The organism is Cupriavidus gilardii, from assembly GCF_013347325.1.
Lineage (GTDB): Bacteria > Pseudomonadota > Gammaproteobacteria > Burkholderiales > Burkholderiaceae > Cupriavidus > Cupriavidus gilardii.
This window is the reverse complement of the sequence record NZ_CP054626.1, coordinates 548958-563398: the sequence shown is the minus strand read 5'-3', so window position 1 is coordinate 563398 and position 14441 is coordinate 548958. Positions and strand designations below refer to the sequence as shown.

Below are 14441 nucleotides of genomic sequence, written 5' to 3'. Positions count from 1 at the left end.
TGCGGCCGCGCCGGGATGACTGGCATCACGGCGAACCGGCAAATCGCGGGGCTTATACCAGCGTCGTCCGGTAATACTTCCGTACGTGTTCAGAGACACGGTAACCGTTGCTGTCGGCAGCAGTGGGTTCCGGCGCGGGAATCGCACCGGCGGGGGCGGCAGGAGTGCGCGCGGTCAGGGCCGCGGCACCCGCGGCGGCGGCGACGACGCCAGCGCCCGCGAGGAAATGGCGACGTGCGACCCGGGTTTCCTTCTCTTTCATGGGGGGGCTCCTCGGTAATATTTACCGATTACCAATCTAGTTATGCATTGTTTTGCGTATTGTAGATCGATATGCACGCAATGACCATGCTGACCGCGGGTTTATCCTGATTTTCCGTAATCATGGCGCTGTGCATCAAATGTCTTGAGACATGTCGTTGCACACCACACGCTGGCACCCGCATCCGCATCGCGACATCTCGTTCCGCACGCCAACTCGCGTTTATCGGCTCGCCGAGCCGCCCGCTTTAGCGCTGTCACGCATATCAATGCATCTCCATCGCGACCGCCTCGACGGCCGCGAACGACTTCAGCAATTCCGCCGCACGCGCATAGAAGCGCGCGCCCGGATGCGCGATCACCGCATCGCACAGCGACTCGACCCACGGCTGCAGATGGCGCGCGAAGAAACGCTGCTGCTCGCCGAGGTTCGACACCGAGAGGTCGTCGCCGGCGATCAGGAAGCGCATCACCTCGCATAGCGTCGCGATATGGTCCTCGGGTTCGCTGACGCCTTCATGACGCTCGAGCCCGTAGCGCGCCAGGTCCTCTCGCACCGCGACCAGCGGGCGCTCGTGCAGGAAGCCGGTCTGGTAGTACGAGCCGTACAGGAAGATGTCGGGCTTGCCGATGCCGACGAAGAGCTGCTGGTATTCGTCCGCGGCCTCCGCCTCGGTGGTGCCCGCCGCGGCTTCGCCCAGCGCATTCCACGCCTGGCCAAGCGGGCTGCCGGCATCGTCGGCAGGAGCGCGATTGGCGGCGATATGGTGCAGCAGCGCCGCGTCGGGGGCGCGATAGAACAGCGTGGCCAGCAGGCCGTAGAGGTCGGCGCGGGCGGTGTCTTCGGCCTGGTCCGTGGGAGCGGATTCGGTAAGGCGGATCGGTCGGGTATCGCTCATCGTTCGGCGGGTCGGGTCGTAGGCGGGGTTGAAAACGTTGGGGCGTGTCGTCGGCGGGGCTGCCTCTCCCCTGCCCCTCTCCCGCCCGCGGGAGAGGGGAGGCATCCGCATGCGCCATCGGATGGCCTTTCACTGTCCTCTCCCGCTCGCGGGAGAGGACCGGAGAGACGGTACGCCGCAGCGGATCGGACTACTGCAACGTCGCGCCGGTCGCGGCGCCGGTGTCCTTCTCGATCATGTCGACGACCCGGCAGTCGCTGCACATCTTCAGGCGATCGGCAGCGGCGCCGGCGAAGGCCGGATGGCCGGCCAGACGTCCCAGCATCGCCTCGACCATCTGCGCGGTGCCGAATGGCTTGGCGCAGCGGATGCAGTGGAAGGGCCTGGTCTCGTGCAGCGTGACGGGCTGGCGCACGCCATCGCCGGTCAGCAGCCGCGGCACCAGCGTGATCGCGTCTTCCGGGCAGGTCCGCTCGCACAGGCCGCACTGCACGCAGTTGCGCTCGAGGAAGGACAGTACCGGGCGCTCGCTGTTGTCGCGCAGCGCCTGCGACGGACAGGAGCCGACGCAGGCCATGCACAACGTGCAGCGGCCGGTGTCCACCTGCACCGCGCCCAGCGGCGCGCCCGCGGGCAGCGGCACGGTCTCGGCCGGCAGCGGCGCATGCGCGGCCAGGTGGTCGAGCGCGAAGCCCAGCGTTTCGCGCTTGGCCGCCGCGGCGTGGAAGGCGGCCGCGGGCAGCGCCGCCTGGTTTGGCTTCAGCGCGGCAAGCGCACGATCGAGCGAGCCGGCATCGGGGGCGTCGATCAGCGTAAGGAACTCGCCGCGATAGCCCAGTCCCGCAAGGATGGCCTGAGCCACGCCCATCTGCTCGGCCAGCGCCGTGCGATATTGCGGCGCCTCGTCGCCGGTCAGCATCACCGCGACGCGGTCCGCGCCCCAGGCGATCGCCGCCAGCCACAGTTCAAGGCCAACCGAGGCGGGATGGAACAGGCCAACCGGAATCACGTTCGGCGCGATGCCGCCGAGCCGGCCCGCGCGCGCCTCGCGGCCGAGCGCGAGAATGCGCGGGTCGCCGTGTTCCTGCCCATGCAGCAGCAGCACGGCATCGCGCCCGCCGGCCTGCCGGTAGGTCGACAGCAGCGTGCGCAGGCGCCGGCCCTGATGATCGGGCTTCGGATACGCATAGCTGATCGCGCCGGTCGGGCAGACCGTGGTGCACGCCCCGCAGCCCACGCACAGATTCGGCGCGACCTCGATGCGGCCCTTGCCGTCCTGCCAGCGCGAACCGATCGCCTCGGCCGAACAGACGTCGATACACGCCGAGCAGCCGGTGGTCCGGTTGCGGCCGTGCGCGCACAGCGATTCCTTGTACTGGAAGAACTTGGGCTTCTCGAATTCGCCGACCAGCTGCGTCGCGGTCAGCGCCATCCGCTGCTGCCGCAGCGGGTCCGCGCCCGCATGCAGATAGCCCTGCGGCGGCGCATGCCGGCCGAAGAACGGACTGTCGTTCAAATCGAAGACCAGGTCGAAGCGCTCGCTGACGGTGGCGGCGGGCCGGTCGAAGTCGATCGCCGCGGCCGCGCCGCACGCCTTGACGCAGTCGCGGTGCGCGGTGCAGCGGCTCAGGTCGATCTGGTAGCTGAAGTCGATCGCGCCTTCGGGGCAGGCGTCGATGCAGGCATTGCAGCGCGTGCACAGGTCCAGGTCGATCGGATTGGCGCGGCCCGCGCCGGTTTCCCAGCTGGCCTCGAAGGCGCCGAGCCAGCCGGTCAGCTTGTCGAGCCGGCCGCTGTGGACCGGATAGTCGCGCATTGCCGGCGGCGCCGCGCCGTCCAGAGCGCCCGCGCCGGCAGCACTCAGCAGCACCGTCACCTGCAGGCCCGCCTCGCCGAGACGGTCCGCCCAGGGCAGCGCCCGCGCGGCCGGACCGATCACCAGCACGCTGCCGGCCGAGCGGTATTCGACCACCGGCACCGGGTCCGGGTCGGGCAGCGCCGCGGCGGCGAGCAGCGCCGCGATCTTGGCGTTGGCGGTGCGCGGGTCCTTGTGCGCGCCGCGCGACCAGCCACCGGTCTCACGGATATTGACGAAGCGCACCGGCGCGGTGACGACGCCGTCGGCCTGCGTCTTCGCGGCCAGTTCGGTGAACAGCGGGCGTTCCTGCGTGCAGGCGACGATCACGTCTTCGGTGCCATCGAGCGCGGCGGTGAAGGCGCCGACCTCGCGGCGGCACAGCAGGCGGTGGACTTTCAGCGGGGCGGCGCCCGGCTGGATGGAGGCATCCGACAGTACCGCCCCGTCAAGCGGCATGGTGTCGTTGCAATTGCAGATCAGCGTCGGCATGGTCGGTACAGCTGGCCGGCTTGTCGGTCCGCTTCTGTCGAGCGGGTCCGCGCCGGCGGTTTGTGGGGGAGTGACATTGTAGGCCCGAGGCCGGGCCGGGGCTACGCAGGTTTGTCCGTAGCTGGTCCGGTATGCCGCACGGCCGCGGCGACATCGGCCGCCGGAGCGGGTGCGGTTTGCGCCCCGGCTTGCGCGCCGGTCTGCGCCTGCATGCCGTGCTCGGCGCCGTCGTCCGGGGCGGCCTGCCCCGTGCCATCCGGCTCGCCGGTGCCGTCCTCGGGGACATCAACGGACGATTCGGCCGGGGCTTGAGCGTCGTCGACTGAAGCCGGGTCCCGAGGGCCGGCTGCGGTGCCGGCCTCTTGCGCTTGCTCGATCGGATCGAACAGGCCCAGCGTCTCGGACTGGCGCAGGCGCCGCAGCACATCCGGCGGAATCGGGTCGGGCTTGCTGTAGTCGTCGATATAGATGTCGAGCCCGTCCATCACATTGAAATGCGGGTCGGCGAACAGCGTTTTCAGCGCGGCACGCTTGACGGTCTCGTCGACGCCCTGCGCGACGAAGCGGGCCACGCTGTCGCCGGGCTTGAGCATCGCCACGTCGGCCAGCGTCGGCGCAGGCGGCGCTTCGGCCTCGGGGACGACGGCACCGGCCGGCGCATCGGTCTTCGCCGGAACGGCAACCGGCGCGGCGGGCGGCGGCGCCGGTTCGGCCGCCACGGCCTTGCCCTCGCGCACGGCGGCCTTGCGGCGCGACCAGCGGGACAGGAAGGACGTTTCGGTCGGATCGCTCATGATGGAGAGTCAGGCGGCAAGGGGTCGGTCAGCGACATCCGTACCGCGGATTTCAGTAGCACGTTCAGAGGTGCGCTCGGCAGCGCGTTCGGTGGTGCGTTCAGTGGTGCGCGTTCAGTGGTGCGTTCAGTAGCGCGCCCGGTCCTGCGGCGACTTGAACGACTCCGGCCGCCGCCGCTTCTTCGGCTCGGGCCGGTAGTGCTCGGCCACATAGGCCTGCAGCCAGGCCAGCTGTTCGGGCGCGAGCGGCACGTTCTCGACCGTCTCGCCGGCGTCGAGCCAGCGTCCGGCCTCGTTGTACGACAGCGAGACGGTCACCGGCAGCGGCCGGCGCCGGTCTTCCGGCAGCGACTCGTCCATGCGCCACAGCACGAACCAGCACGGCGCGGTGGAGCTCAGGTTCAGATAGTAGCCCTCGGCTTCGTCGCGGAACAGCGCGACCGGGTAGCCGGGATACAGCCAGCGCGCGCCCTGGTCGTCCTCGTGCAGGCAGTGCGGCTCGGCGCCGAATGCGCCGAGGTCCGGCACCACCGCCTCGAGCTCCCATTTCCAGGGTTGCCAGCGGCTGGCCAGCGCGACCTTGCGCATCACCACCGCCATCGTCACCGCGGGACGGCTGCCGGCGGGCACCGGGACCTCGGACTGCATCGGTTCCATGATCAGGTGTTCTGCACGACGATGCTGGGGAACTTGCTGGTCATGTCGCGCGCCTTGTCGGCGACCTTGATCGCCACCTTGCGGGCGATGCCCCGGTAGAGCTCGGCGATCGGGCTGTCGGGCTCGGCCACCACCGTGGGCCGGCCGGAATCGGCCTGCTGGCGGATCGACAGGTTCAGCGGCAGGCTGCCCAGCAGGTCGACGCCATACTGCTCGCACATCCGCTCGCCGCCGCCCTCGCCGAAGATATGCTCGACGTGGCCGCAGTTCGGGCAGCAGTAGACTGCCATGTTCTCGACGATGCCAAGGATCGGGATGCCGACCTTCTCGAACATCTTCAGGCCCTTGCGCGCGTCCAGCAGCGCGATGTCCTGCGGCGTGGTGACGATCACCGCCCCGGTCACCGGCACCTTCTGCGACAGCGTCAGCTGGATGTCGCCGGTGCCCGGCGGCATGTCGACGATCAGGTAGTCCAGCTCGTGCCAGTTGGTCTGCCGCAACAGCTGCTCCAGCGCCGAGGTCACCATCGGACCGCGCCAGACCATCGGATTGTCCTGCTCGATCAGGAAGCCGATCGAATTGGCCTGCAGGCCGTGGCCTTCCAGCGGCTCCATGGTCTGGCCGTCGGCGGATTCGGGGCGGCCGTCGATGCCCAGCATCATCGGCAGGCTCGGGCCATAGATGTCGGCATCCAGCATGCCGACGCGCGCGCCCTCGGCCGCCAGCGCCAGCGCGAGGTTGACGGCGGTGGTCGACTTGCCGACGCCGCCCTTGCCGGAGGCGACCGCGATCACGTTCTTGACGCCGGGCAGCAGCTTGACGCCGCGCTGAACCGCGTGGGCGACGATATGCATCGTCACGGTCACGCTGACATTGGTGACGCCCGGCAGGGCGCGCAGCGCCGCGATCACCAGCTTGCGGATCGGGTCGAGCTGGCTCTTGGCCGGATAGCCGAGTTCGACGTCGAGCGAGACATCGCCGCCATCGACACGGATATTGCGGGCGGAGCGCGTGCTCACCAGATCCTTGCCCGTGTTGGGATCGATCACGGCACGCAGGGCTTCGGTAACCTGGTCAACGGTAAGGCTCAAGACAATCTCCGCTACTTGATATGTGGGGGAAGGCGCGTACTGTATCAAAGAGTGGCCCCGCGGCTCGGCAACCGGCCGGAAGGGCTCGATTACCCCTGCGGTGTACAAGGGATTACACGCGCTTACAACTTTCACAGCGTCGCGCTTGTGCACGGGGCGGCATCTCCCTATTGTAGTGCCCCGATACGTCGGCTCGCCCAGGATCCGGTCAGGGACGTTGGCAGGGCCAGAAGGCTGCCTGCAACGCCACTTGACGCTTGCATTTTTTGGAAGCTGCTGGCGCAATTAGGCCAGTGCGTCACAATGCCCCAACCCGGGGCGCAGGCAGCCGCAGTTGAAGCACAACAATCGACAGAAGGAGAAAGCATGAAACTCAAGCTCGTCAGCCTTTCGATCGTCGCCGCACTGGCCGCCGGCTGTGCGACCGAGCAGGGTACGCACACCGCCGTCGGTACCGGCGCGGGCGCGGCGGTGGGCGCCGGCCTGGGCAACCTGATCGGCGGCAATACCAAGGGCACCGTGATCGGCGCCGCCGTCGGCGCGGCCGCGGGCGGTGCGCTGGGCTACAACTGGAACGCGATCCGCGGCAAGCTGAGCCGCGATACCGCGGGCACGGGCACCCAGATCACCGAGCAGCCGGACGGCTCGCTGAAGGTCAATATCCCCAGCCAGGTGACGTTCGATACCGACAGCGCCACCATCAAGCCGTCGTTCCGTTCGGTGCTGGACCAGGTCGCCCAGACGCTGAGCCAGCATCAGGATGTCAACGCCACGGTGATCGGCCATACCGACAGCACCGGCAACCCGACCTACAACATGCAGCTGTCCCAGCGCCGCGCCCAGAGCGTGGCCGGCTACCTGGGCGACCGCGGCGTCGCGCGCAACCGGCTCAGCGCCGAAGGCCGGGGCCAGTCCCAGCCGATTGCGGACAACGCCACCGAGGCCGGCCGGGCCCAGAATCGCCGGGTCGAAATTTTTTTGAAACCAATTCAAGGATGATGGAGTCATAGAAACAGGTACCGCTTGCCACCGTTGCTGGCTCGCGATGGGTGGCTGACCTCCCGGGCGGTACCTGATTTCTCCTCCTTTTCCGTTGTGGAAAGCTGCGCCGGCTCTGACCGGCGCTTTTTTTTTGGCCGCGCGGTCCGCAACGGCGTCCGTACCGGCGCCGCCGCCGGTGGCCGCCTGCCCCGCTTGCTAGAATGGCGGTTTTCCGCGCCGGCCCGCCCGCGCAGCGGAACACCGATATCCAACCGCTTCCCGACCGGCATTCCCCATGACAGCACGTCGCATCCTCGTCACATCTGCCCTGCCTTACGCCAACGGCCAGATCCATATCGGCCACCTGGTGGAATACATCCAGACCGATATCTGGGTCCGCTTCCAGCGCATGATGGGGAACGAGGTCTATTACGTGGGCGCCGACGATACGCACGGCACGCCGGTGATGCTGCGCGCGGAGAAGGAAGGCATCACCCCGAAGCAGCTAATCGACCGCGTCTGGAACGAGCACAAGCGCGATTTCGACAGCTTCCTGGTGTCGTTCGACAACTACTACAGCACCGACTCCGAGGAGAACCGGCTGCTGTGCGAGAAGATCTACCTGGCGCTGAAGGCCGAGGACCTGATCGCCGAGCGCGAGGTCGAGCAGTTCTACGACCCGGTCAAGAACATGTTCCTGCCGGACCGCTTCATCAAGGGCGAGTGTCCGAAGTGCGGCGCCAAGGACCAGTACGGCGACTCCTGCGAGGTCTGCGGCACCACCTACGTGCCGACCGACCTGAAGAACCCGTACTCGGTGGTGTCGGGCGCGACGCCGGTGCGCAAGTCCTCGACCCACTATTTCTTCAAGCTGTCCGACCCGCGCTGCGAGAGTTTCCTGCGCGAGTGGGTGGCCGACCTGGCCCAGCCGGAGGCCAGCAACAAGATGCAGGAGTGGCTGGGCAGCGACGGCGAGGCCTCCACGCTGTCGGACTGGGACATCTCGCGCGACGCGCCCTACTTCGGCTTCGAGATCCCCGGCGCGCCGGGCAAGTTCTTCTACGTCTGGCTGGACGCGCCGATCGGCTACTACGCCAGCTTCAAGAACCTGTGCGAACGCAAGGGCATCGACTTCGACGCCTGGGTCGGCCCGCATTCGACCGCCGAGCAATACCACTTCATCGGCAAGGACATCCTGTACTTCCACACGCTGTTCTGGCCGGCGATGCTGCGCTTCTCGGGCTACCGCACGCCGACCAATGTGTTCGCGCACGGCTTCCTGACCGTCGACGGCGCCAAGATGAGCAAGTCGCGCGGCACCTTCATCACCGCGCAGAGCTATATCGACACGGGCATGAACCCGGAATGGCTGCGCTACTACTTCGCCGCCAAGCTCAACGCCAGCATGGAAGACCTGGACCTGAACCTGGACGACTTCGTCTCGCGGGTCAACAGCGATCTGATCGGCAAGTACGTCAATATCGCGAGCCGGGCCGCGGGCTTCCTGGTCAAGCGCTTCGACGGCCGCGTCGACGACGCCGCGCTGTCGCACCCGCTGCTGGAGCAGCTGCGCCAGGCCGCGCCGCAGATCGCGGAGCTGTACGAGGGCCGGGAATACAGCAAGGCGCTGCGCCTGGTGATGGAGCTGACCGACGCCGTCAACGCCTTCGTCGATGCCGAAAAGCCGTGGGAGCTGGCCAAGGACGAGGCCAAGCGGGCCGCCCTGCACGCGGCCTGCTCGGTATCGCTGGAAGCGTTCCGGCTGCTGACCGTCTATCTGAAGCCGGTGGTGCCGAACGTCGCGGCCGGCGTCGAGGCCTTCCTCAATGTCGAGCCGCTGGACTGGCGCGCGATCGACCGCCAGCTGAGCAGCACCAGCCCGATCAAGCCGTACTCGCACCTGATGACCCGGGTCGACGCCAAGCAGATCGACGCGCTGCTCGCGGCCAATCGCGATTCGCTGCAGGCCACCCCCGCCGCCGGCGCCGAGGCCGGGTCCGGCAATGGCGCGGCCGGCGCAGGCATCGAGCCGATCGCCGACACCATCACGATCGACGACTTCGCCAAGGTCGACCTGCGCGTCGCGCGCATCGTCGAATGCCGCAAGGTCGAGGGCTCGAACAAGCTGCTGCAGCTGACGCTGGACCTGGGCGAGGGCAAGACCCGCAACGTGTTCTCGGGCATCCAGTCGGCCTACCAGCCGGAGCAGCTGGTCGGCAAGCTGACCGTGGTGGTCGCCAACCTGGCGCCGCGCAAGATGAAGTTCGGCCTGTCCGAAGGCATGGTGCTGGCGGCCTCGGCGGCCGACGAGAAGGCGGCGCCGGGCCTCTACATCCTCGAACCGCATGCGGGCGCGGTGCCCGGCATGCGGATTCGCTGAGCAGCAGCGCATCGACCTGTCGTCCCCGCGCAGGCGGGGACCCAGTGCCTGACCAGGCGCTCGTGGAAAGCCGCTGGGCCCCCGCCTGCGCGGGGGCGGCAGACCTCGGTCAGCCGCCCTGCACCTTCGACGGATCGTCGCTGCGCGAGGTATGCGTGACGAGCCCGTCCGTGCCGAAGTGCACGTTGAAGAAGGCCTTGTCCTGCGAGGTCTCCCACCAGCGGTAGCCCCACACGGTCTCCTGCTTCAGGCGGAAGGCCTCGATCTTGGTCGGCTTGCCCAGCATGCGGCGGACGCTGTCCTGGCTCATGCCGGCGCGCACGCGCTGAAAGTTCTCCGCGGTCAGCACCTGCTCGATCGCGCCGACCTTGCCATCGGCACCGATCGTCACCATCCAGGTGGTCGCGCCCTCGGGCCCGCGCGGATACTCGAGACGGCGCGCGCCGTTTTCCTCTTCCCATACGATCTCGGGCTTGCCGGCCTGGCGGCGGACGTCGTCCTCGCTGGAGACGCCGGGCTCGATCCCCTTGAACAACTGGCTGTCGGGCTGGATCGTTTGCCAGGCCGAGCGCGCGGCATCGCCCGCCTTGTTCAGCGCCTCGTCGACCTTGCGCTGGTCGCAGCCGAACAGCGCCAGCACCGAAGCGATCAGTCCCATCGCTGCGATCCCGCGCGCGGACCGGCGGCCGCTGCCCACGCCGCTGCCCGGACCATGGCCGCCGTCATCGCTTGATGGCCTCGGCAGGCCCTTCCGGTGCCGTGGGTGGCGTGGGCGGATTGTCGGCGTCCCCGTCGGTGCTTCCGGTGCTTGCATCCTGCTCCCTCCTGGCGCCCTCGCGCCGTGTTGTCGATCCTGAAAACAGCTGGCTCCAGCTGTCGAAGCGGCGGTTGAACAGCAGCGACAGCCCGTTGATCGAGCCGCCGCGCGCGATCAGCGACCAGCGCCGCGAGAAGGCCCAGGTCAGCTTGGCGACGTTGGCCGCCGAGGTCAGGCTCTGCTCGTAGCCGACCGAGATCTTCTCGCTGACGGCCTTGCCGACGCTGACCACCTGCTGATCGCTGAGGCCCGCCGTGCTGGGGCCGATCGAGAACTCGTCGATGCCGAATCGCTGCACGATGCCCTTGCCCGCCTTCGAGCCCAGCATGCCGAGCGCCGCGCCGCCCAGCGCACCGCCGCTCAACTGTTGTTGCTGCCCCGCCGCTGCGCTCTCGGCGCCGTAACCGAACATCAGCCATGACAGCTTGTCCTCGTCTGGAACATTGGGCTCGGACACCAGCCGCACCCGCGGCAACCGTACCGTGCCGGTGACCTCGACCCCCGCCTCGACTTCCTGGTTCAGCCGCATCGCGCGGATATTCAGGTTCGGATTGCCGACCGGGCCGTTGAAATTGACGATGCCGCGCGTGATCTGCAGACGGCGGCCGAAGGCTTCGTAGGTGCCGTCGACCACCCGCACGGTGCCGGTGACGCGCAGCGGCGTCAAGGGCTCGCTGTTGACGCCCAGGCGTCCGGCCAGCAGCAAATCCGCACCCGCGCCGCGGAAGCGGAAGCGGTCGCCGAGGTCGACCGACAGGTCGATCACCGGGGCGAAGCGGCTGGTCGGCTGCGACTCGGGCACCGCCGGCGTGGCGGCGGTACGCACGTCGCGCTCGGCGCGCCGGTCGGACTTGCGCACGATCACCACGTCGTCGCCGAGCACCGGTGCGCCGGCCTTGGGCAGGTCGAACAGTCCGCGGTCGACGCGGAACTTGCCGCGGATCACGAACTGCCGGTTCTCGTTGGCCATATCGGCATTGCCCGACACCACCAGCGTGCGCTCCGGGCTGGCGAACAGTTCGAGCCGCTCGGCGACGATGCGCGCGCGCAGCGTGGGGTCGGCCTCGCCCAGCCGCACATTGCCGCTGGCGGTCAGCGTGCCGTCGCCGCCGCGGAACCGCACCTGCCGCAGCTCGATCACGTTGCGGTCGAGCACGATGCGGACGATGCCATCGGTCAGCCGGATCCCGAGGTCGTACAGCGTGACGCCCAGATCGTCGCCGTTGACCGTGCCGGTCAGCACCGGCGCCCCTACCGTGCCGGCCAGCTGCATCGCCGCCGCCAGCCGGCCCTCGAACGCGTACTGCGGTCCGGTCAGCGCCTCCAGCGCCTTGAGGCGCGGCACGTCGAAGGCAACCTGGCCGCCCAGCGCCGAGGCCGGCGTCACCGTCAGCACGCCTTGCTCCGGCATCAGCCCGGCGAATGCGTCGACCTTCGCGTTGCCCAGGCGCGACGACACCACGCTGCCACGCAGCTGCAGGCGGTTGCCGGCGGCCTCGGCGCGCAGCACGGTCTGGCCCAGTCCCATCGTGGTAAAGCCGCGGCCCGCATTGACCGACAGGTCGCCGCTGCGGCGGCGCAGTTCGGCAAAGCCGGCCGCGGTTTCGGCCAGATTCAGGTTCCATTCGCCATCGAGCACCAGGTCCGAGCGCAGCGGCGGCGCCTCGCCGGTGAAGATCTCGGCCAGTTCCAGCAGATGGCCGACCTGCAGGCCGCTGAGCTGGCCCCTGGAGCGGATGCGGCCGCGGTCCCAGTCGAGGCTGTCCAGCACGATGGTCGAGCGCTCCAGCTGCAAGCGGGTGGCGCCCAGCGTCAGCCGCTGCGAGCCGGCGCTGACGGCCACCGGCGTCAGCAGGCGCAGTTCGACGGTGCTGCGCTCCTCCAGCGTATCGAGCGTGCCGGTCCAGGTGCCGTTCTTCCAGCTGCCTTGCCCGGCGGCCTGCAGTTGCAGCGGCCGGCGCCGCACGCGGCCCTCGCCCTGGACGCGGAAGCTGTGCCTGGCCTGGGTGCCGTCCAGGCTTGCCTGCAGCGTGCCGATCGTCAATTGGGGGCCGCGATAGCCGCGCGCGTCGAGCCGCAAGCGCAGCGGACCATCGATGCCGCCGCGCAGATCGGCGTTGCCGCTGGCGCTGTCGACCCGATGCGGGCCCATCGACAGCGCGCGCGCATCGTAGGTCGCGGTGACCTCGGGCCGTTGCCAGGTGCCGCTGACCTGGGCGTCGAGCTTGAGCGTGCCGCCCACGCCGAACTTCAGGCGGTCGAGCTGCGGCGCGTCGACGGCCACCGTCATGCGGTCGCCGCGCGCACCGAAGCTGCCGCGCAGGTCGGCGCGGTTGCCCGCCATCGACAGCGTCGCCTCGCTCGGCAGCAGCCGCTGGCCGGCCAGCCGGACCTTGCCGCCGCCGGTCATCGGCAGCCCCGCGTATTCGCTGTCGCCGATGGAAAAGTCCGCCGCCACGCGCGGCTCGCCGGCCAGCGTGCCGGAGGCGTCGATGTTCGCGTTGATGCGCCCCTTGGCGACGCTGGCGAGCCGCGCCGGGTCCAGATCGGTGATGCGGCCCTTGAAGCTGAACGGCTGCTGCTCTTTCAGTCCGAGCCTGCCCTCGGCGTGCAGGCTTCCCTGCGCGACGCCCAGGCGCAGCGCGGCCAGCGTCACCGCATCGGCGTCGATGCGCGCGTCGGCGAACAGCTTGAGCTCGCCGCCGCCCAGGTCCAGCGCCACGCTCTGGCGGCCGGGCTCGAGCCGCACGATCACCGGGCCGGACAGCCGCGCGCTGCGCAGCTTGCCGTGCAGCGCATGCGGGTCGAGCCGGCGCACGTCCAGATCGAAGCCGCCGCGGCCCTCGCGCAGCGAACCGCTGCCGGCGATCTCGCCATTGCCGGCCAGCGCCACGCGCAGGTCGCGGACATGCTGGGCGGCCTCGCTCAACTCGACCGTGGCGCGCACCGACTGCACCGGCAGCCGCTCGGCGTCGAGCGGCCCGGCTTCGTGATTGCGGATGGATACCTCGCCGGCCACGGTCAACGGGGCGGCGCCCGGGGCGGCCGATGCCGACGATCGAGGAGCCGAGGCGGCCGGCACACTGGCCCCAGGGGGCGAGGGCGCCGGCGCTGCCGGAACATTGGCCGGCGCGGACGCGGCCCCCGGCGCAGCGGGCGCCGCTGCGCCGCCGCTGCGGTCCACCGGCCGCAGTTCCGCATGCACCGACAGGTTCGCCTGCGGCGCGGCTGGATTGAACAGCCTGGGATTGATGCGCTCGCCATCGACCCGCAGGCGCGTGAACGGCACCGGCCCGAACGGCGTCAGCTCGACCTCGCCGCGGCCGCGCAGCCGGTCGCCGCTCGCCTCGATATCGGCACGCAGCGCCTGCAGCGTGCCGTCGGCGCGCGCGCTGACGTTGTAGGCCTCCTTCTGCCATTCGCCTTCGAGCAGCGCCTCGCCGTTCAGCGCGAACGGCGCCTCGCCGGCGAGCTGCGCGTTGGCCGACAGCTTGCCGTAGGGCGTGACCAGGCGATCGACGGTCAGCCGATGCCGGCTGCCGTCCGTATGCAGCGCCGCCGACAGATCGGAAAACACCAGCGGCGACGCGGTCGCCTCGGGCCCGCGCAGGATCGACAGCCGCGCCAGCGTCAGCGCATCGATGTCGATCGCCAGCGGCAGCGACAGCGAATCGGGCAAGGTCGGCGGCGGCTGGTCGGGCTTGTCCTCGGACGGGGGCAGCCGGACGTCGACGTTGCCCAGCCGCAGCGCGGCCACATGCAGCCGCGCCCGGCCGGGCCCGAGATGCCAGGCCAGCGACCAGCTGCCGTCCAGGCGATCGACGCCGACCCGGGTATCGCCCTGCGCAAATACCACGTCGCGCAGCTGAAGACCGTGCGCGAAGGTGCCGCCCTGATACTGGCCGGCCAGCACGCCGGCGGACAGCCGCGTCGCCAGCGACCACAACTCGCGCGAGCCGCGCTCGGTGCGCAGCGCCGCGCCGAGCGCCACCGCCAGCAGCACGATCAGCGCCACCAGCGCGAGCAGCACGATGCCGAACACGCACAGCCAGCGCCGGCGCCGCGGCTGCGGCGCGCGCGGCGGCTCGCTGCCGCGGGCGGGAACGGAAGGCAGGTCGGGCGTGCTCATGCGCCGGGGCTCGGGAAGGCGGCAGGGACGGTGGCGAGCGATGCGATCCGGGCGCTCGGCAGATGCACCGGTGCCGGCCGGCACG

The 14441-nt window shown here is 69.6% G+C and carries 10 protein-coding genes; 2 read left to right on the top strand and 8 right to left on the bottom strand.

The features are described from left to right. Positions 1-52: 52 nt before the first annotated feature. From FOB47_RS12720 to apbC, 6 genes are all read right to left on the bottom strand, one after another. Positions 53-262 (bottom strand): hypothetical protein, encoded by a 210-nt coding sequence (locus tag FOB47_RS12720; protein ID WP_006579351.1) that lies wholly within the window; start codon positions 260-262, stop codon positions 53-55. Positions 263-527: 265 nt separating this feature from the next. After that, positions 528-1160 (bottom strand): TorD/DmsD family molecular chaperone, encoded by a 633-nt coding sequence (locus FOB47_RS12715; RefSeq protein WP_053821146.1) that lies wholly within the window; start codon positions 1158-1160, stop codon positions 528-530. 190 nt (positions 1161-1350) lie between these two features. Continuing rightward, the gene (locus FOB47_RS12710; RefSeq protein ID WP_174781242.1) at positions 1351-3507 is read right to left on the bottom strand and encodes a 4Fe-4S binding protein; all 2157 of its coding nucleotides are present in this window, start codon (positions 3505-3507) and stop codon (positions 1351-1353) included. Positions 3508-3608: 101 nt separating this feature from the next. Continuing rightward, positions 3609-4301, bottom strand: coding sequence for a DUF3306 domain-containing protein (locus tag FOB47_RS26020; RefSeq protein WP_217488931.1), 693 nt, complete (start codon positions 4299-4301; stop codon positions 3609-3611). 126 nt (positions 4302-4427) lie between these two features. Then, positions 4428-4958 carry a DUF3305 domain-containing protein gene (locus FOB47_RS12700; protein ID WP_390884813.1) on the bottom strand — a complete coding sequence of 177 codons (531 nt, stop codon included), beginning with the start codon at positions 4956-4958 and terminating at the stop codon, positions 4428-4430. Between the two features lie 2 nt (positions 4959-4960). Next, positions 4961-6049 carry an iron-sulfur cluster carrier protein ApbC gene (gene apbC / locus FOB47_RS12695; protein ID WP_053821144.1) on the bottom strand — a complete coding sequence of 363 codons (1089 nt, stop codon included), beginning with the start codon at positions 6047-6049 and terminating at the stop codon, positions 4961-4963. A gap of 366 nt (positions 6050-6415) precedes the next feature. Here apbC and FOB47_RS12690 point away from each other — a divergent pair, with 366 nt between their 5' ends. Next, positions 6416-7048 (top strand): YiaD family glycine zipper/OmpA-like lipoprotein, encoded by a 633-nt coding sequence (locus tag FOB47_RS12690; RefSeq protein WP_023263915.1) that lies wholly within the window; start codon positions 6416-6418, stop codon positions 7046-7048. A 277-nt stretch (positions 7049-7325) separates the two neighbouring features. Next, positions 7326-9410: a methionine--tRNA ligase gene (metG, locus tag FOB47_RS12685; protein ID WP_174781241.1), complete on the top strand. Its 2085-nt coding sequence runs from the start codon at positions 7326-7328 to the stop codon at positions 9408-9410. A gap of 109 nt (positions 9411-9519) precedes the next feature. On the opposite strand, the gene FOB47_RS12680 is transcribed toward metG, so the two are convergent. Continuing rightward, complete coding sequence (locus tag FOB47_RS12680; protein WP_006578135.1) at positions 9520-10068, bottom strand: outer membrane protein assembly factor BamE domain-containing protein; 549 nt, start codon at positions 10066-10068, stop codon at positions 9520-9522. A gap of 64 nt (positions 10069-10132) precedes the next feature. Next, positions 10133-14356 carry a translocation/assembly module TamB domain-containing protein gene (locus FOB47_RS12675; RefSeq protein ID WP_174781240.1) on the bottom strand — a complete coding sequence of 1408 codons (4224 nt, stop codon included), beginning with the start codon at positions 14354-14356 and terminating at the stop codon, positions 10133-10135. Between the last annotated feature and the right edge of the window lie 85 nt (positions 14357-14441).